11 protein-coding genes are annotated in these 17,910 nt (G+C 70.1%); 4 read left to right on the forward strand and 7 right to left on the reverse strand.

Annotation, left to right across the window (positions count from 1 at the left end; all coding sequences use genetic code 11):
• Positions 1 to 17 precede the first annotated feature (17 nt).
• Positions 18 to 1,922, reverse strand: coding sequence for a SpoIIE family protein phosphatase (locus ACWFR3_RS29980; RefSeq protein ID WP_453737809.1), 1,905 nt, complete (start codon positions 1,920 to 1,922; stop codon positions 18 to 20).
• Positions 1,923 to 2,207: 285 nt separating this feature from the next.
• Between ACWFR3_RS29980 and ACWFR3_RS29985 the strand changes: the two genes are divergently transcribed.
• Together ACWFR3_RS29985 and ACWFR3_RS29990 are read left to right on the forward strand one after the other, a co-directional pair.
• A complete protein-coding gene (locus tag ACWFR3_RS29985; protein ID WP_453737810.1) occupies positions 2,208 to 6,305 on the forward strand; it encodes a HAMP domain-containing protein in 4,098 nt (1,365 codons plus the stop codon).
• Positions 6,306 to 6,317: 12 nt separating this feature from the next.
• Positions 6,318 to 6,902: a response regulator gene (locus ACWFR3_RS29990; protein WP_453737783.1), complete on the forward strand. Its 585-nt coding sequence runs from the start codon at positions 6,318 to 6,320 to the stop codon at positions 6,900 to 6,902.
• A 46-nt stretch (positions 6,903 to 6,948) separates the two neighbouring features.
• Here ACWFR3_RS29990 and ACWFR3_RS29995 read toward each other — a convergent pair whose 3' ends face one another.
• Both ACWFR3_RS29995 and lepA read right to left on the reverse strand, forming a co-directional pair.
• Positions 6,949 to 8,838, reverse strand: a complete 1,890-nt coding sequence (locus tag ACWFR3_RS29995; RefSeq protein ID WP_453737784.1) for an AMP-dependent synthetase/ligase — start codon at positions 8,836 to 8,838, stop codon at positions 6,949 to 6,951.
• 231 nt (positions 8,839 to 9,069) lie between these two features.
• Positions 9,070 to 10,941, reverse strand: a complete 1,872-nt coding sequence (gene lepA, locus ACWFR3_RS30000) for a translation elongation factor 4 (RefSeq protein ID WP_453737785.1) — start codon at positions 10,939 to 10,941, stop codon at positions 9,070 to 9,072.
• Between the two features lie 293 nt (positions 10,942 to 11,234).
• Between lepA and rpsT the strand changes: the two genes are divergently transcribed.
• A complete protein-coding gene (gene rpsT / locus ACWFR3_RS30005) occupies positions 11,235 to 11,501 on the forward strand; it encodes a 30S ribosomal protein S20 (RefSeq protein ID WP_361189105.1) in 267 nt (88 codons plus the stop codon).
• Positions 11,502 to 11,736: 235 nt separating this feature from the next.
• On the opposite strand, the gene holA is transcribed toward rpsT, so the two are convergent.
• Complete coding sequence (gene holA / locus ACWFR3_RS30010; protein WP_453737786.1) at positions 11,737 to 12,720, reverse strand: DNA polymerase III subunit delta; 984 nt, start codon at positions 12,718 to 12,720, stop codon at positions 11,737 to 11,739.
• A gap of 86 nt (positions 12,721 to 12,806) precedes the next feature.
• Between holA and ACWFR3_RS30015 the strand changes: the two genes are divergently transcribed.
• Positions 12,807 to 13,052: a hypothetical protein gene (locus tag ACWFR3_RS30015; protein ID WP_160504983.1), complete on the forward strand. Its 246-nt coding sequence runs from the start codon at positions 12,807 to 12,809 to the stop codon at positions 13,050 to 13,052.
• Between the two features lie 24 nt (positions 13,053 to 13,076).
• Here ACWFR3_RS30015 and ACWFR3_RS30020 read toward each other — a convergent pair whose 3' ends face one another.
• The 3 genes from ACWFR3_RS30020 to ACWFR3_RS30030 form a co-directional block, all read right to left on the reverse strand.
• Entirely contained in the window at positions 13,077 to 14,015 is a 939-nt protein-coding gene (locus tag ACWFR3_RS30020; protein ID WP_453737811.1) for a YceI family protein, read from the reverse strand.
• Between the two features lie 201 nt (positions 14,016 to 14,216).
• Positions 14,217 to 17,063: a ComEC/Rec2 family competence protein gene (locus ACWFR3_RS30025; RefSeq protein ID WP_453737787.1), complete on the reverse strand. Its 2,847-nt coding sequence runs from the start codon at positions 17,061 to 17,063 to the stop codon at positions 14,217 to 14,219.
• A complete protein-coding gene (locus ACWFR3_RS30030; RefSeq protein ID WP_453737788.1) occupies positions 17,060 to 17,800 on the reverse strand; it encodes a helix-hairpin-helix domain-containing protein in 741 nt (246 codons plus the stop codon). The genes ACWFR3_RS30025 and ACWFR3_RS30030 overlap by 4 nt, the downstream gene beginning before the upstream one ends.
• Between the last annotated feature and the right edge of the window lie 110 nt (positions 17,801 to 17,910).

A 17,910-nucleotide genomic window follows, 5' to 3' on the forward strand; every position in this document is an offset into this window, starting at 1 on the left:
CCGCGCGCCGGGCGCCCCTACTGCGCCTGCAGCACCAGCACCGCCAGATCGTCGTCCGGCGGCCTCTCCGAGAACTCGTGCACCAACCTCTTGATCCGTTCCGCCACCAGGCCCGCGTCGAGGCCGGCGCAGCTCGCGAGTGCCGTCGCGAGGCCGTCGGCGTCGTCGAACATCCGGCGTCCCGAGCGGCGCTCCGTCACCCCGTCCGTGACGCAGAGCAACGTGTCGCCCGCCCACAGCTCGAAGGTCTCGCTGGTGTACGTCGCGTCGTCGACCCCGAGCAGCAGCTGGGGCGTGGCCGCGTCCCGGACGGTCCCGTCGGGGGAGAGCAGCAGCGGCAGCGGATGTCCGGCGCTCGCCACCGTGCAGCGGACGCCGCCGCCGTCCATGGGCACCAGCTCGCCGTAGAGCAGGGAGAGGAAGCGGGAGGTGGCGCCGTCGGCCGGCAATCCCTGGCCGCCCGCGACCGCGACCACCGCGGCGGCCGCGTCGGCGGCCTCCGTGGCGTCGTCCAGGAGGAGCTGGTTGAGGCGGTCGAGGACCTCCGCGACCTCGTACCCCTCGCGGGCGAGCAGCCGCAGCCACGGCCGGGCGAGGCCGATCACGACAGCCGCCTCGACGCCCTTGCCCTGGACGTCGCCGAGCGCGAAGCACCAGCGGTTCTTGCCCGCCTGGAACACGTCGTAGAAGTCGCCGCCGGGACCGCCCTTGTCCCGCGGCTCGTACACCAGGCCGCTGTGCATACCGGGGATGTCCGCGACGGAGCTCGGCAGCAGTCCGCGCTGCAGGACCTGACTGATGGTGGCCTGCCGCTGATAGCGCCGCGCCGCACTGATGGCGAGCGCGACCCGGCGGCTGAAGTCCTCGATGAGGCCGGTGACTTCGTCGGCGAAGCGGATCATCCCGGCCCGTCCGATGACGAGTGTGCCCAGCGCACCGCCGCCGGCCGTGAGGCGGTACGCCAGGGCCGTGCCGGTCTCCTCGCCGGTCATCGCCTCGCCGGGCCACGGCACGGGGACGGCGCCGGAGCCCGCCGATTCGGGCAGCCGGGGCGGAGCCTTCTCCAGGCTGCGGCGCAGTTCCTCCATGCGCTGCTCGCTGGCGTGCCAGACGCGGGCGAGCCGGCTCGCGGGGACGCTGTTCCCGTCTCCGCGTGGCGCGGATTCCGCCTCGTCGTCGAGCCATACCGCGCACCAGTCCGCGAGCCGCGGCACGAGCAGCTGCCCGGCGAGGGCGGCCACCAGTTCCTCGTCGAACTGCCCTGCGAGCAGATCCGACGCCTCGGCGAGGAAGGTGAGCGCCCCGCGGTTGACCCACTCGGTGTCGTGCGTGACCCGTCTCGGCAGCGGCGCGAGGATGTCGATGCCGCGAAGGCCGCGCTGCATCGCCTGCTCGCTCGCGTACGACTCGATCTCCTGGGGCGCCTGCACGCCCTCGACGGGCAGGCGGGCCCAGACGGACTTGGTGCCGGTGCGGTAGGTGATGCCCCAGGACTCGGAGAGGGCGGCGACGAGCTGCAGGCCCCGGCCGTACTCGGGCGTGCCCGGCGCCTGGGACGAGGGATCGCTGCGGACGGCGCGGGCGGGATGGTGGTCGGACACCTCGATGACCAGGGAGTCGGTGCTCTCGCCCAGACCCGCCTCGTCGAGCCGGCACACCAGCTCGACCGTGGTGCCCGCGTGGACGACGGCGTTCGTGACGAGCTCGCTGACCAGCAGCACGGCATCATCGGTGACACGGTCGGTGACGCCCGCGGCGGCGGGCACGGAGAGTTCGCTCCAGTCGACGAGCGCAGCTCGCACAAACCTTCGTGCAGCGGCGGGCGCCAACGGGTTGCCGGGCAGCGATGTGCACACCACCGCCGGCGGTCCGGGCTGGTGCCCCGGCTGGGCGGACGCACGGAAAGTGGTCTCCCGTTGCATCGGAATGGACCCCACGTTTCGGCTCCTGAGCAGTTCGGTCGAATACGCCTCAGGCGACACCGACAGAGTGACAGACTGGCCACGCCCATAAGCACCGAGTTACTGAAGTGGGCCGCTATGAGTGAGAACAGTGCTATGCCCGCGCTCGGTTACGGTCGGATTCCGGCACCGAAACCAGCTCCGATACCTCAGCCCCCTTCCGGACCTGATCCGGACACGGCCTCAGTGACCCACCGGGAGTCAGCTCCGGAAGCGATTTCCGACCTGCGCCCGCTGCTTGCCGCCATGCGGGCGGCGCGGGACGGGGACTTCACCAAGGTCGCGGTGACCGGCCACGGCCTGACGGCCGAGCTGCACACCGTGTTCAACGAAATGCTGGACCGTTCCCTGCACTTCGACGGCGAACTCTCCCGCGTGCGCAGGGAGATCATCCGGCACGGTCACCTCGACGAGCGGTTCTCCGCGAGTCCGGGGCAGGGCAGCTGGGCCACGCGCATCCAGGACGTCAACTCCCTGCTCGACTCGCTGGTCGCCCCGGCGGCCAACGCCACCCGCGTCCTGAACGCGGTCGCGGGCGGTGACCTCACCCAGCGCGTGGACCTGCACGACGGCTCCCGTGAACTGCGGGGCGACCTGCGGCGCCTCGGCCGCGCGGTGAACACGATGGTCGACCAGCTGTCGCTCTTCACGGGCGAGGTCACCCGTGTCGCCCGCGAGGTCGGCACGGAGGGGCGGCTCGGCGGGCGCGCCAAGGTGCGCGGTCTGTCGGGCAGTTGGCGTGACGTGACGGAGGCCGTGAACACGATGGCCGCCCGGCTCACCGCCCAGGTGCGCGACATCGCCCTGGTGACGACGGCCGTCGCGCAGGGTGACCTGACACGGACAGTGACCGTCGAGGCGACAGGCGAACTGCTCGAACTGAAGCTGACCGTCAACACGATGGTCGATCAGCTCTCCGCGTTCGCGGCCGAGGTGACGCGTGTGGCCCGCGAGGTGGGCACCGAGGGCCAGTTGGGCGGCCGGGCGCAGGCGCGTGGCGTGTCCGGGGTCTGGAAGGACCTCACCGACAACGTCAACTTCATGGCGTCGAATCTCACCTCCCAGGTGCGCAACATCGCCCAGGTCACCACGGCCGTCGCCAACGGCGACCTGAGCCAGAAGATCACCGTCGACGCCCGGGGAGAGATCCTGGAGCTGAAGTCGACGGTGAACACGATGGTCGACCAGCTCTCGGCGTTCGCCGACGAGGTCACCCGCGTCGCCCGCGAGGTCGGCACGGAGGGCAACCTCGGCGGTCGCGCTCAGGTGCGCGGCGTCTCCGGTGTGTGGAAGGACCTCACCGACAACGTCAACTTCATGGCCGACAACCTCACCTCCCAGGTGCGCAACATCGCCCTCGTGTCGACGGCCGTCGCCCAGGGCGACCTCGGCAAGAAGATCACGGTGGAGGCGAAGGGCGAGATCCTCGAACTGAAGTCGACCATCAACACGATGGTGGACCAGCTCTCCGCGTTCGCCGACGAGGTCACCCGCGTCGCCCGCGAGGTCGGCACGGAGGGCAACCTCGGCGGCCAGGCCCAGGTGCGCGGCGTCTCCGGCGTATGGAAGGACCTCACGGACAACGTCAACTTCATGGCGCTGAACCTCACCTCCCAGGTGCGCAACATCGCCCAGGTCACCACGGCCGTCGCCAACGGCGACCTGTCCAAGATGATCACGGTGACGGCGCGCGGCGAGATCCTGGAGCTGAAGGACACCGTCAACACGATGGTGGAGCAGCTGCGGGCCTTCGCGGACGAGGTGACCCGCGTGGCCCGCGAGGTCGGTACGGACGGCCGGCTCGGCGGCCGTGCCCAGGTGCTCGGTGTCTCGGGCGTGTGGAAGGACCTCACCGACAACGTCAACTACATGGCGGACAACCTCACGGGACAGGTCCGCAACATCGCCCAGGTCGCGACGGCGGTGGCCCAGGGCGACCTCTCCAAGAAGATCGACGTGGACGCGCGCGGCGAGATCCTGGAGCTGAAGACCACCATCAACACCATGGTGGACACGCTGTCCTCCTTCTCCTCCGAGGTCACCCGGGTGGCCCGCGAGGTCGGCTCCGAGGGCCAACTGGGCGGCCAGGCGCGGGTCGAGGGCGTCTACGGCACATGGAAGCGCCTGACGACGAACGTGAACGAACTCGCCCTGAACCTCACCACACAGGTCCGCGCGATCGCCGAGGTCGCCTCGGCGGTGGCCCAGGGCGACATGACCCGCTCCATCACCGTCGAGACGCGGGGCGAGGTCTCCGAGCTCAAGAACAACATCAACGTCATGGTCTCCAACCTCCGCGAGACCACCCGCGCCAAGGACTGGCTGGAGTCGAACCTCGCCCGTCTCGCGGGGCTCATGCAGGGCCACCGTGACCTGATGGAGGTCGCGGACCTGATCCTGCGCGAGCTGACCCCGCTGGTGAACGCCCAGTACGGCGCCTTCTTCCTGGCCGACCCGGAGGCCGGGGAGACCGCGACGCTGCAGACTCCCCCGGTCAAGGGGCTCGCTTTCATCGCGGGGTACGGCTCCGCGCAGGGCTCGGTCGTCGACACGGGCGCGATGCCCGCGCACGGCCTGGTGCGCCAGGCGGCCCTGGAGAAGAAGCGGATCCTCGTCGACGAGGTGCCGCCCGACTACATCAAGATCACTTCGGGGCTCGGGGACGCCGCCCCGGCCAGCCTGGTGATCATCCCCATCCTGTTCGAGGACAAGCTGCTCGGCGTCATCGAGCTGGCCACGTTCTCGCGCTTCTCGGACGTGCACCTGGCGTTCTTCGACCAGTTCGTCAGCACCATCGGCGTCGCGATCAACACCATCATCGCCAACTCCCGTACGGAATCACTGCTCAGCGAGTCCCAGCGGCTGGCCACGCAGCTCCAGGACCGCTCGGACGAACTACAGCTCCAGCAGGCCGAGCTGCAGCGCTCGAACGCGGAACTGGAGGAGAAGGCGGCCCTCCTCGCCACGTCGTCGCAGTACAAGTCGGAGTTCCTGGCGAACATGTCGCACGAGCTGCGCACCCCGCTGAACTCCCTGCTCATCCTGGCCCGGCTGCTCTCGGACAACCCCGACAGCCATCTCTCCGACCAGGAGGTGCAGTTCGCGACGACGATCCACCGCTCCGGCTCCGACCTCCTGCAGCTCATCAACGACATCCTGGACCTGTCGAAGATCGAGGCGGGCCGGATGGACGTACGACCCAAGAAGCTCCCCCTCATCAAGGTCCTCGACTACGTCCACGCGACGTTCCGCCCGCTCACCCTCGACCGCGGGCTCGCCTTCGAGGTGTCGGTCGGCGAGGACGTGCCGCGCGAGATGTTCTCGGACGAGCAGCGGCTCCAGCAGATCCTGCGCAACCTCCTTTCGAACGCGGTCAAGTTCACCGCGAGCGGCCGCGTCGAGCTCCGTGTCAGCCGGGTCAAGAACACCGGCGACCTGCGGCTGCACGACGGCGGCGACCGGCTCTGTTTCGCCGTCAAGGACACCGGCATCGGCATCCCGGCCGACCAGCTGCCCGCCATCTTCGAGGCGTTCCAGCAGGCCGACGGCACCACCAACCGCAAGTACGGCGGTACCGGCCTCGGCCTCTCCATCAGCCGCGAGATCGCCGGGCTCCTCGGCGGCCGCATCACCGCGGAGAGCAGCCCCGGCCAGGGCTCCACCTTCACGCTGTACGTCCCCGTGGTGCACCCCGGACACGGGCCCGCCGCGGCGGCGTACGCGGCGACCAGGGCGCTGACCACGCCCGAACCGCACGACGAGCGGGTCACGATGTCCCCGCACGTCTTCCACGAACAGAACGACAGCTGGCCCACCCCCACCAAACTGGAGGAGTACAGGGAGGGGGCGGCCGGACAGATATTGCGCGGGCGCCGCGTCCTGATCGTGGACGACGACATCCGCAACGTCTTCGCACTCACCCACGTACTGAGCCGCGTCGGCATGCCCGTCCTCTACGCGGAGAACGGCCGTGAAGGAATCGAGACCCTGGAGCGCAACCCCGACACCGACCTCATCCTGATGGACATCATGATGCCGGAGATGGACGGCTACGAAACGATCACCGCGATCCGCCGCACACCGCGCTGGAGCGGACTACCCATCATCGCGCTGACCGCCAAGGCGATGCCCGGCGACCGCGAGAAGGCCATCGAACAGGGTGCCACCGACTACGTACCCAAACCCGTGGACGTCGACCAACTGCTCACCGTTGCCTGCGCTCTCCTTGCCCCCGAGGGCGGCGACACGGACGAGCCCGACACACCCACGACCCAAGAGAAACCCGTTGCAGCGGAACCGGCAGGTACTCACGGGGAGGCCGCTGTTCCGCCGACGTCCGAGTGAGGCACTGTCACCATGAGCACAGAGGTCATGACCGACAACCGCGCAAGCATCCTCCTTGTCGATGACATGGAGGACAATCTGATGGCGCTCGAAGCTGTCCTGGGGTCACTCAACGAACCACTGGTACGCGCCCGTTCGGGCGAAGAGGCGATGAAGGCCCTGCTGCGGCAACGATTCGCCGTGATCCTCCTGGACGTGCGCATGCCAGGCATGGACGGCTTCGAGACCGCGTCGAACATCAAGCGGCTCGACCAGACCAAGGACGTGCCCATCATCTTCCTGACGGGCACCGACAACGACGCGGGCTACGCCTTCCGGGGCTATGCGACGGGGGCCGCGGACTACATGACCAAGCCGTTCGACCCCTGGGTACTGCGCGCCAAGGTCACCGTCTTCCTCGAACTGCACCGCAAGAACCAGCAGTTGGAGAAGATCCTGGCGCGCGAGCAGCAGCAGTTCGACGAACTGGCGGCCCGGCTCTCGGCGATCGAGGCGCACATGGCGGCCAGCAGCCTCAAGGACGTGCTCGAACTGCGCCACCACGTGACGCACATGGAGGAGCTGGTGAAGGAGATGCGGCGCGGGCGGGGCGTCTGACCGGATCCGGCCCCACACCCCGCCCGCGTACGGACGTCCGAGAGGCTCAGGCCTCTCGCGAGCCCGCGTACATCTCGTCGATCAGGTGCTGGTACTCGCGCTCGACGACCGGTCGCTTCAGCTTCAGGCTGGGCGTCAGCTCGCCGTGCTCGATGTCCAGGTCACGGGGCAGCAGCTTGAACTTCTTGACGGTCTGCCAGCGCTGCAGACCTTCGTTGAGCTGCTTGACGTAGCCCTCGATGAGCTCGACCGTCGCCGGGGCCGCGACCACGTCGGCGTAGCTCTTGCCGTCCAGGCCGTTGTCCTTGGCCCAGGCCAGAATCGCCGGCTCGTCGAGCGCGATCAGGGCGGTGCAGAAGTTCCGGTCGGCGCCGTGCACCAGGATGTTCGAGACGTACGGGCAGACGGCCTTGAACTGGCCCTCGACCTCGGCGGGCGCGATGTACTTTCCGCCCGACGTCTTGATCAGGTCCTTCTTGCGGTCGGTGATCCGCAGATAGCCGTCCTCGGACAGCTCGCCGATGTCCCCGGTGTGGAACCACCCGTCGGACTCCAGGACCTCGGCCGTCTTGTCGGCGAGGCCGTGGTAGCCCTCCATGATGCCGGGGCCGCGCAGCAGGATCTCGCCGTCGTCGGCGATCCGGACCTCGGTGCCGGGCAGCGGCTTGCCGACGGTGCCGGTGCGGTAGGCCTCGCCGGGGTTGACGAAGGACGCGGCGGAGGATTCGGTGAGGCCGTAGCCCTCCAGGATGTGGATGCCCGCGCCGGCGAAGAAGTAGCCGATGTCGGGCGCGAGCGCCGCCGAACCGGAGACTGCGGCGCGCAGTCGGCCTCCGAAGGCCTCGCGGAGCTTGGAGTAGACGAGCGCGTCGGCGGCCTTGTGCTTGGCGCCGAGCCCGAAGGGCACGGACGCGTTGCCGGTCCTGCGGAAGTTGTCCTGGCTGACCTTGGCGTACTCGCGGGAGACCTCGGCTGCCCACAGGAAGATCTTGTACTTGGCGCCGCCACCGGCCCGTGCCTTGGCCGCGACCCCGTTGTAGACCTTCTCGAAGATGCGCGGCACGGCGGCCATGTACGTCGGCTGCACCACCGGAAGATTCTCGATGATCTTGTCCACGCGGCCGTCGACCGCGGTGACGTGCCCCAGCTCGATCTGGCCCGAGGTAAGCACCTTGCCGAAGACATGTGCGAGCGGCAGCCACAGGTACTGCACGTCGTCCTGGCCGAGCAGGCCGGTCGCCGCGATGGCCTTGGCCATGTACGACCAGTTGTCCTGTGGCAGGCGCACGCCCTTGGGCTTCCCCGTGGTGCCGGAGGTGTAGATGATCGTGGCGAGCTGATCCTTGGTGATCGCCGCGATCCGCTCCTTGACGGCCTCGGGGTTCTTCTCCAGATGGGCGGCGCCGCGCGCCTCCAGATCGGCGAGCGAGAGCACCCAGCCCTCGGGGTCGCCCTCCGCGGGCCCGGCGCCCTCGGCGTCGATCACCACGACATGCCGGAGATCGGGCAGCTCGGCCCGCTTCTCGCGCGCCTTGGCGAGCTGCTCGGCGTTCTCGGCGATCAGGACCCGGCTGCCGGAGTCGGACAGGATGTAGGTGGATTCCTCGGCATTGGTCTGCGGATACACCGTGGTGGTGGCGGCGCCCGCGCAGAGGATGCCGAGGTCGGCGAGGATCCACTCGACCCGCGTGGACGAGGCGAGCGCGACCCGGTCCTCGGGGGCGAGGCCGAGCTCGATCAGGCCCGCCGCGATGGCGTAGACCCGCTCGGCGGCCTGCGCCCAGCTCAGCGACTTCCATTCGTCGGGACCCTCGCCCGAGGCTGCGGGCACCGGATAGCGGTAGGCCTCGGCGTCGGGCGTGGCCGCCACGCGCTCAAGCAAGAGATGGGCCACGGAAGGCGGACGGTTCTCGATCAAGGTCTGTGTGTCGCTCACGACATCCTCCGGACCCGCGACAATGCGGCGACTGGCTGGCGGCTGCTGGTCTTGTTTAACTTGCGAGTAACCTACGAGCAGTGATCAGAGTAGAGCGCTGAAGCCCGCCACGTAAGGGGCTTCTGCCTGTCACTTCATACAAGAACGGGTCCGCCGCGCAAGAGCGCGACGGACCCGCTGAGATGCCTGTGCGACCCCCGTGCCGGACGGGGCCGCAGTGGGAGACGGGGGCTACTTCTTCCCCTTGCCCGGACCGCTGTCGTCACTGGAGAGCACCGCGATGAAGGCTTCCTGCGGCACCTCGACGGAGCCGACCATCTTCATGCGCTTCTTGCCCTCCTTCTGCTTCTCGAGCAGCTTGCGCTTACGGGAGATGTCACCGCCGTAGCACTTGGCGAGCACGTCCTTGCGGATGGCGCGGATGGTCTCGCGGGAGATGACCCGGGATCCGATGGCGGCCTGGACGGGGATCTCGAAGGCCTGCCGCGGGATGAGCTCGCGCAGCTTGGCCACCAGGCGCACACCGTACGCGTACGCGGCGTCCTTGTGCGTGACGGCGGAGAACGCGTCGACGCGGTCGCCGTGCAGCAGGATGTCGACCTTCACCAGGTCGGCGGACTGCTCGCCGGTGGGCTCGTAGTCCAGCGATGCGTAGCCACGCGTCTTGGACTTCAGCTGGTCGAAGAAGTCGAAGACGATCTCGGCGAGGGGGAGGGTGTAGCGGATCTCCACCCGGTCCTCGGAGAGGTAGTCCATGCCGAGGAGGGTGCCGCGGCGGGTCTGGCAGAGCTCCATGATCGAGCCGATGAACTCGCTCGGCGCGAGGAGAGTGGCGCGTACGACAGGCTCGTAAACCTTGTCGATCTTGCCCTCGGGGAACTCGCTCGGGTTGGTGACCGTGTGCTCGGTGCCGTCCTCCATGTCCACGCGGTAGACCACGTTGGGGGCGGTGGCGATCAGGTCGAGCCCGAACTCGCGCTCCAGGCGCTCGCGGATCACGTCGAGGTGCAGAAGCCCCAGGAAGCCCACGCGGAAGCCGAAGCCGAGCGCGGCCGAGGTCTCCGGCTCGTACACGAGCGCGGCGTCGTTGAGCTGCAGCTTGTCGAGGGCCTCGCGCAGGTCGGGGTACTCCGAGCCGTCCAGCGGATAGAGACCCGAGAAGACCATCGGCTTCGGGTCCTTGTAGCCGCCGAGGGCCTCCGTCGCACCCTTGTTCAGGGAGGTGATCGTGTCACCGACCTTGGACTGACGGACGTCCTTCACGCCGGTGATGATGTAGCCCACCTCGCCGACGCCGATGCCGTCGGCCGGGGTCATCTCGGGGGACGAGACGCCGATCTCCAGGAGCTCGTGCGTGGCCCCGGTGGACATCATCCGGATCCGCTCACGCTTGTTGAGCTGGCCGTCGACGACACGTACGTACGTCACGACGCCCCGGTAGGAGTCGTACACCGAGTCGAAGATCATCGCGCGTGCGGGAGCGTCCGCGACGCCGACCGGCGGCGGGACCTCGGCGACGACCTTGTCGAGCAGCGCCTCGACGCCCATGCCGGTCTTCGCGGAGACCTTCAGCACGTCTTCGGGGTCGCAGCCGATGAGGTTGGCGAGCTCCTCCGAGAACTTCTCCGGCTGGGCGGCCGGCAGGTCGATCTTGTTGAGCACCGGAACGATCTTGAGGTCGTTCTCCATCGCCAGGTAGAGGTTGGCGAGAGTCTGCGCCTCGATGCCCTGCGCCGCGTCGACGAGGAGGATCGTGCCCTCACAGGCCGCGAGCGAACGCGACACCTCGTACGTGAAGTCCACGTGCCCCGGGGTGTCGATCATGTTGAGAATGTGGGTGTTGCTCTGCTCGGGCCCCTCTGTGGGGGCCCAGGGCAGACGCACCGCCTGGGACTTGATCGTGATGCCGCGCTCACGCTCGATGTCCATGCGGTCGAGGTACTGGGCGCGCATCTGCCGCTGGTCGACCACACCGGTCAGCTGGAGCATGCGGTCGGCGAGCGTGGACTTGCCGTGGTCGATGTGCGCGATGATGCAGAAATTACGGATCAGAGCCGGGTCGGTACGGCTCGGCTCGGGCACATTTTTAGGGGTCGCGGGCACGCAGGGTCCTGTCTCTTGAGGCGCCTGTCGCCTCGGGTCGGATCTATACGTAGATTCCATGGTCCCACGCGTGGGGCACTGGGCCCGGTTTGGGCCGGTCCGAGCCGGGATCGACCCCGGTCCGAGTCCGGTTTGAGCCGGTCGGGGCGGGGAGCCGGGACCGGATTGGGTCCCTCGTGGGGCGGCTGGTAATCTGGGCAGCTGTGTCTCCTGACCCTCTCGGTTATGGGGCACATGTCAAAAAAACCCATCTGCAGTACCTCTGCAGTACCTGAACCTGAAAAGGCTCTTTCGTGGCGAACATCAAGTCCCAGATCAAGCGGATCAAGACCAACGAGAAGGCGCGTCAGCGCAACAAGGCGGTCAAGTCTTCCCTGAAGACCGCGATCCGCAAGGCCCGCGAGGCCGTTGCCGCTGGTGACACCCAGAAGGCCGTCGAGGCGACGCGTGCGGCTTCGCGCGAGCTCGACAAGGCCGTCTCCAAGGGCGTCATCCACAAGAACCAGGCCGCCAACAAGAAGTCGGCGCTTGCTTCGAAGGTCGCGACCCTCCAGGGCTGAAACCCTTGCCCCGGCTCGCCGGGGCGCTGATCAATCCTCCCGCGAGGGTAATTCGAGCCCTCTACCTCGAATCGCGGACAGACCACGCAGTACGCCACGCTGCGACGATGCCCCCGGCCCACTCCGGGGGCATTGCTGTGTCCGGGGCCTGAGCGCCCTTAAGGGGCGCGGGGAACTGCGCGACCAGCCACGACGGCCCGCAGACTCCGAACCGGCGGTCCAGCGGGGGCAAGCCTCAGCGACGGGACCTGGCCGCACGGGCAATGGTGACGACGGCCTTCTCCAGCGCGTACTCAGGATCATCGCCCCCGCCCTTGACCCCGGCGTCAGCCTCCGCACAGGCCCGCAAAGCCACCGCAACCCCGTCGGGAGACCACCCCCGCATCTGCTGCCGGACCCGGTCGATCTTCCAGGGAGGCATGCCGAGCTCGCGGGCGAGGTCGGCAGGGCGCCCGCCCCGCGCGGAGGAGAGCTTCCCGATGGCCCGCACGGCCTGTGCGAGCGCGCTGGTGATCAGGACGGGGGCGACACCGGTCGACAGGGACCAGCGCAACGCTTCGAGCGCTTCGGCGGCCCGGCCCTCCACGGCACGGTCGGCCACGGTGAAGCTGGAGGCTTCCGCGCGGCCCGTGTAATAGCGGCCGACGATCGCCTCGTCGATCGTGCCCTCGATGTCCGCGACCAGCTGGGACACCGCCGCCGCGAGCTCCCGCAGATCGCTGCCGATCGAGTCGACCAGGGCCTGACACGCCTCGGGCGTCGCCGAACGGCCCAGGGCACGGAACTCACTCCGCACGAACGAGAGCCGGTCCGCGGGCTTGGTCATCTTGGGGCAGGCGACCTCACGGGCCCCCGCCTTGCGGGCGGCGTCGAGCAGGCCCTTGCCCTTGGCCCCGCCCGCGTGCAGCAGGACGAGGGTGATCTCCTCGACCGGCGCCGCGAGATACGCCTTCACGTCCTTGATCGTGTCGGCCGACAGATCCTGCGCGTTGCGTACGACCACGACCTTGCGCTCGGCGAAGAGCGAGGGGCTCGTCAGCTCGGCGAGTGTGCCGGGCTGCAGCTTGTCGGAGGTGAGGTCGCGCACGTCCGTGTCGGCGTCGGCGGCACGGGCGGCCGCGACCACCTGCTGCACGGCGCGGTCGAGAAGGAGGTCCTCCTGGCCCACGGCGAGCGTGAGAGGAGCGAGCGGGTCGGCGGTATCTGTCTTCCTGGCCATCGCGGTAAAGCATCCCACGCGGCACTGACAGCCCGTCCCGTACAGCCGGTCTCCGGGCGGCTCGCCCCGTATCGGAGAATGGGCGGGTGACCGACGTACGACATGTCCTGGTGCTGCCCGACCGCGATGCCGCGGAGGAAGTGGCGGAAGAACTCCCCGACCGTTTCGGCGTGCGCGAGCAGCCGCAGCTCGTCCGTGACGCCCTGGCCGGGGAGGACGACGCCGAGGACGCCCAGTGGCTGGTCGTGGTCGAGGACCCCGAGCGGCGTCTGGACCGCACGGCGCTCGACGAACTCGCGGCCGAGCACGAGGGCTGGCTGGAGGCTCCCTGACCCGCCCCGCGGACAGGCGCGGCGTCAGCCCTTGGGCAGGACCTGTATGTCCAGGTCGATGGTGATGCTGGGGCCGACCGCCGCGATACCGCGGGCCAGCATCGTCTGCCAGTTGATCGTGAAGTCGTCGCGGTGCAGCTCGGTGGAGGCACGGCAGGCGACGCGGGTCTCGCCCTCGAGGCCCTGGCCCACCCCGAGGTACTCCGTCTCCAGCGTGACCGTGCGCGTCACACCGTGCAGCGTCAGGCCGCCCGAGATCGCCCAGCGGCTGCCGCCCTTGTGCACGAAACGGTCGCTGTAGAACTCCATTGTCGGGAAGCGCTCCACGTCGAGGAAGTCACCGGACCGCAGGTGGTCGTCGCGCATCTTCACCGCGGTGTCGATGGAGGCGGCGTCGATGACGACGTGCATCGCCGAGTCCTCCATGCGCTCCCCCAGCCGCACGGCACCCGCGAAGCTGTTGAACCGGCCGTGAATACGCGCAAGCCCGATGTGCCGCGCGGTGAAGGCCACGGACGAGTGCAGCGGATCGATCTCCCAATCACCGGACTCGGGCAGCGGCAGGGCCGGCGCTATCTGCAGCATGACGTCGCCGAGCGAGGCGTGCGCGCTCTCCCCGACCGTGGCGTTCGCCCGGTAGGGAGTGAACCCTTCGGCCGAGACCGCCAGGCGATAGTCCCCGGCCGGAACGGTCGCGACGAACGAGCCGAACGGATCAAGACCCCCACCGACGACCTTGCGCCCCATGGCATCGCTGACCGCGAACTCCGCGTGCCGCACGGGCTCATTGACGGGGTCGAGCACCCGGCAGCTGAGCACTCCCGCACTGGGCGGAACCGCCACGGCGGACAAGGGCCCTCCGGCCCGCCCTGCCCGGACCGGCCGAGCGGCTTGTCCTGCTCCACCGGCTCGGTTCGTCCGACCGGCACGGTCCGTACGGTCCTTCAGCCAACGGCCGAACATATGCGACACACCCCCGCGCACCTTGACAACTCCTGTCCCGAAGGTGCATTCGATCACCGTTGCGGCATTCGATGCAACACGAACCCACTTTGCTGGAATGCTGCCCTAGAGCTTGAAGTGTCGCGAGTAGCCGAATTCATGACCTCGAAGGGCGTTTTGGCAACTCATCGGCCCGCCCGGCCGCCCGGCTCCCACTGATCCCTAGGGCGGTCGAGTCGCCACCCGCAGGGCCGGAGCAGTCCCGTCCGCCGCTGTCGCGGCCCCTGCCCCTGATCCGCCGGGCGGCCCGATGACCGCGATCGAACCGCTGGTGTCCGTCCGCACTACCTCCACTCCCCCGGCCCGCAACGCCGCGACCGTGCGGGGTGCCGGGTGTCCGTATGAGTTGTCCCTGCCGCAGGAGATGAGGGCGAGGCGTGGCGCGGTCCGCCGCAGGAGACCGGGGTCCTGGTAGGCCGAGCCGTGATGGGCGACCTTCAGCACGTCCACGGGCGGCAGCGCCGCCACGGCCGGTGTGCGCGAGAGGGCTCGCTGGGCTGGCGGTTCGAGATCGCCGAGCAGGAGCAGGGTCACCCCCTCGGCGCGGACGAGCAGGGTGACGCTGGCGTCGTTCGGGCCGTCGGGAGCGGATACCGGGCCCGAGCCCTGAGCCGCGGGCCAGAGCACCTGCCAGTCGAGGACACCACCGCCCGCGCTGCGCCGCTCCCCCGCCACGGCACTGCTCACCGGAATCCGGTGGGCGGCAGCCTGCTCGCGCACGAACCGCGCCTGCTCGGGTGGCTCTTGATATCCCGTCGTCTGGATCGCCCCGACCGAACGCCCCCGCAGCACCCCCGGCAGACCCGCCACATGGTCCGCGTGGAAGTGGGTCAGCAGGACGAGCGGTACACGCGTGACCCCGAGCGAACGCAGACAGCGGTCCACCAGCACCGGGTCGGGACCCGCGTCGACGACCACGCCCGCCCCGTCACCGGCGGCGAGCACGGTGGCATCCCCCTGGCCCACGTCACACATCGCGAACCGCCAGCCCGGCGGCGGCCAGCCCGCGATCACCCGGGTGAGGGGCGCAGGCTGCACGATCGCAAGGAGGAGGAGCAGGGCGCAGGCCGCGCTGAGCCAGGGGTGCCTGAAGAGTCTGCGGCCGACCAGCACGACGCCGACCGTGGCGAGGGCCAGCAGCAGCCCGCCCTGCCAGCCGCCGGGCCAGTCGACTCCGCTCCCTGGCAGAGCCGCACCCGTACGGGCGATGTCCGCGATCCACGCCACCGGCCAACTCGCGCACCAAGCGAAGACCTTGGCCACCGGCATCGCCAACGGAGCCGTCGCAAGCGCGGCGAAGCCGAAGACCGTGGCGGGCGCGACGGCCACCTCCGCGAGGAGGTTGCAGGGCACCGCGACCAGGCTCACCCGTGCCGCGATGACGGCGACGACGGGCGCACACACCGCCTGCGCGGCACCCGCGGCGGCCAACGCCTCTGCCAGGCGCGGAGGAACCCCGCGTCTTTGAAGAGCGGCGCTCCACCTGGGAGCGAGGGTGAGCAGGGCGCCGGTGGCAAGGACGGAGAGCAGAAAGCCGGGGCTGCGGGCCAGCCATGGGTCATACAGGACGAGCAGCAGCACGGCTGCGGCCAGGGCCGGGATCAGCGACCGGCGTCGCCCCGTGCCGAGGGCGAGCAGCGCGATGAGACCACAGGCCGCGGCCCGCAGCACGCTCGGATCCGGTCGGCAGACGATGACGAAGCCCAGGGTGAGGGCCCCGCCGAGCAGCGCGGTCGCCCGGAGCGGAATCCCGAGGCGCGGTGCGATACCCCGCCGCTCGGCGCGTTGCGCGAGCCCGGGCGGCCCGATGAGCAGGGCGAGGACGATCGTGAGATTGGCGCCGCTCACCGCGAGGAGGTGCGTCAAATCGGTTGCCCTGAATGCCTCCTCCAGCTCGGGCGGCACGCGTGAGGTGTCCCCGACCACAAGGCCGGGCAACAGTGCCCGGGCATCGGACGGCAACCCGTCCGTGGCCTCCCGCAACCCGCCGCGCAACCGCCCCGCCAGGCGCTGCGGCCCCGACGGTTCCTCGATCACCTGCGGCGCCTGCCCTCCGGCCACCCGGAGCACCGCCGCGATGCGGTCACTCTGCGGCAAGGGAGGCGCGAGGTCCGCCCTGACCCGGAGCCTGGTCGAGGGCAGGAGCGCGAGCCAGCGCTTCTTGGACCAGGGACCGGCGGAGGCTCCGCGGGCGGCGGCTCGGTCGGCTGAGCCGCCGTCTTCGGAAACTCCGTCGCCGGAATCCCCGTCGCCGCTCCCTCCCCCGCCCCCGCGCCGGTCTCCCTCCCCGGCGAAAAGCAGGGCCGGAGTGCGGGTCACGGAGGTCTTGCCGTCTCCCGTCGTGACCCGGACGATCTCCGCGTCCAGCATTACGGAGGGCGGCACGGCATGAGCTCCCGTGACGCGGGGCCGGGTGAGCCGGGGATCGGAGGTGACCTCTACCTCGACCTCCACCGCCGCATACTGACGAGCCAGGCCGGGGACTGGCCCCCTATGCAGGTCGGCCCCATGCAGCACAGCCGAGGCACCGCCCGCCGCGGCACAGAGCAGAGCGGCCGCCACCGAAACCCGCCGCCAGGGCTGCCGCCGATCCGGGATCCGCCGAGCTGCGAGCCGCCGGTCCGAGAGCCCCGCCGGCGCCGAGAACCCCGCCGACTCCGGCGCGACCCGCACCCCCTCGGCCCCACCCCCACCCTCGCCCTCGCCCTCGCCCTCGCCCTCGCCCTCGCCCACCAACCGCCCCCGCACCGTCCACGTCACCAACAGCGCGCCTGCCACCACCACACAGACCACCACCCCCGCGATCACCCACCGGGGCGGAGCGTCCAGGGCCAGCGCCGCCGTTCCCCAGGCCGCGAGGGCAGGCGGCACGAGGCGCAGGTCCAGCGGGCCCTCCTGCCGCGGATGGGCGTCTCCGAGCCGGCGCCCGGACGAGGCGTCAGCGGTCAGGTCGCCCGGCGACATCGGGTCTCCGGCCGACCCCTCGGTCGCCCGGCTCCCCGGCCTCATGGGCGCACAAGGTTCTGCAGGTCGGCGTAGCGCTTGTCGCCGATTCCGTTGACCTCGCGCAGCTCGTCCACCGAGCGGAAACCGCCGTGCTCCGTGCGGTAGTCGATGATGTGCTGGGCCAGCACGGGCCCCACGCCCGGCAGTTCGTCGAGCTGCTCGGCGGTGGCCGTGTTGAGGCCGATCGGCGCGGCGGGACTCGCTCCCGCCGACCCTGCGGCCGGTCCCGCGCCGCCGGGCACGGCCGGAGCTGCCGGAGCTGCCCCAGCCGCCGCCGGGGCGCCAACGGCCACCTGTTCACCGTCGACGAGCAGGCGGGCACGGTTGAGGCCGGCCGTGTCCGCACCGGGGCGCACCCCGCCCGCGGCCTTCAGCGCGTCGGCGACCCGGGAGCCCGCGGGCAGCCGCAGCATCCCCGGGCTCCGGACTTTCCCGCTGACGTCCACGACGACCTCACCGCCGCCCGCACCGGCCACAGCGCCCGCTCCGGCCGCTGCCCGGCCACCGCCCTCCGGAGAAGGCGGGGCTCCGGGGGACGCAGACGGCTCCGCGCCCCGATCGGGCGCCGCGCCGACCACGTCCGGCGCCCGCACCGACTGTGTCCGCCCGGCCCAGAAATGCTGGGCGGCGAAGACCCCGGCAACGGCGATGACCACCACGAGGGCGACGAGGCTCCGCCTCTCAAGTCCGCACCGCAGCTGCAGCCACACCGGCAACCGCTCCCGCACAGCAAGCCCCACGCGCCCCCGCAACGGCGGCTCCTGCTCACCACCGTCTGCGGACGCCACCGGCCGCTGAGCCGGGCCTTCGGTTCGGGGCTGCGAGTCCAGCCGCGGTTGCGGCAACTCCA

It is taken from the genome of Streptomyces sp. NPDC055189 (assembly GCF_053606765.1).

Excerpts from the sequence above, each read along its gene's own strand:
- ACWFR3_RS30020 (WP_453737811.1), bottom strand. The coding sequence starts at position 14,015 with ATGTTCGGCCGTTGGCTGAAGGACCGTACGGACCGTGCCGGTCGGACG.
- holA (WP_453737786.1), bottom strand. The coding sequence starts at position 12,720 with ATGGCCAGGAAGACAGATACCGCCGACCCGCTCGCTCCTCTCACGCTC.
- ACWFR3_RS29980 (WP_453737809.1), bottom strand. The coding sequence starts at position 1,922 with ATGCAACGGGAGACCACTTTCCGTGCGTCCGCCCAGCCGGGGCACCAG.
- ACWFR3_RS29990 (WP_453737783.1), top strand. The coding sequence starts at position 6,318 with ATGAGCACAGAGGTCATGACCGACAACCGCGCAAGCATCCTCCTTGTC.
- ACWFR3_RS30025 (WP_453737787.1), bottom strand. The coding sequence starts at position 17,063 with ATGAGGCCGGGGAGCCGGGCGACCGAGGGGTCGGCCGGAGACCCGATG.
- ACWFR3_RS29985 (WP_453737810.1), top strand. The coding sequence starts at position 2,208 with ATGCGGGCGGCGCGGGACGGGGACTTCACCAAGGTCGCGGTGACCGGC.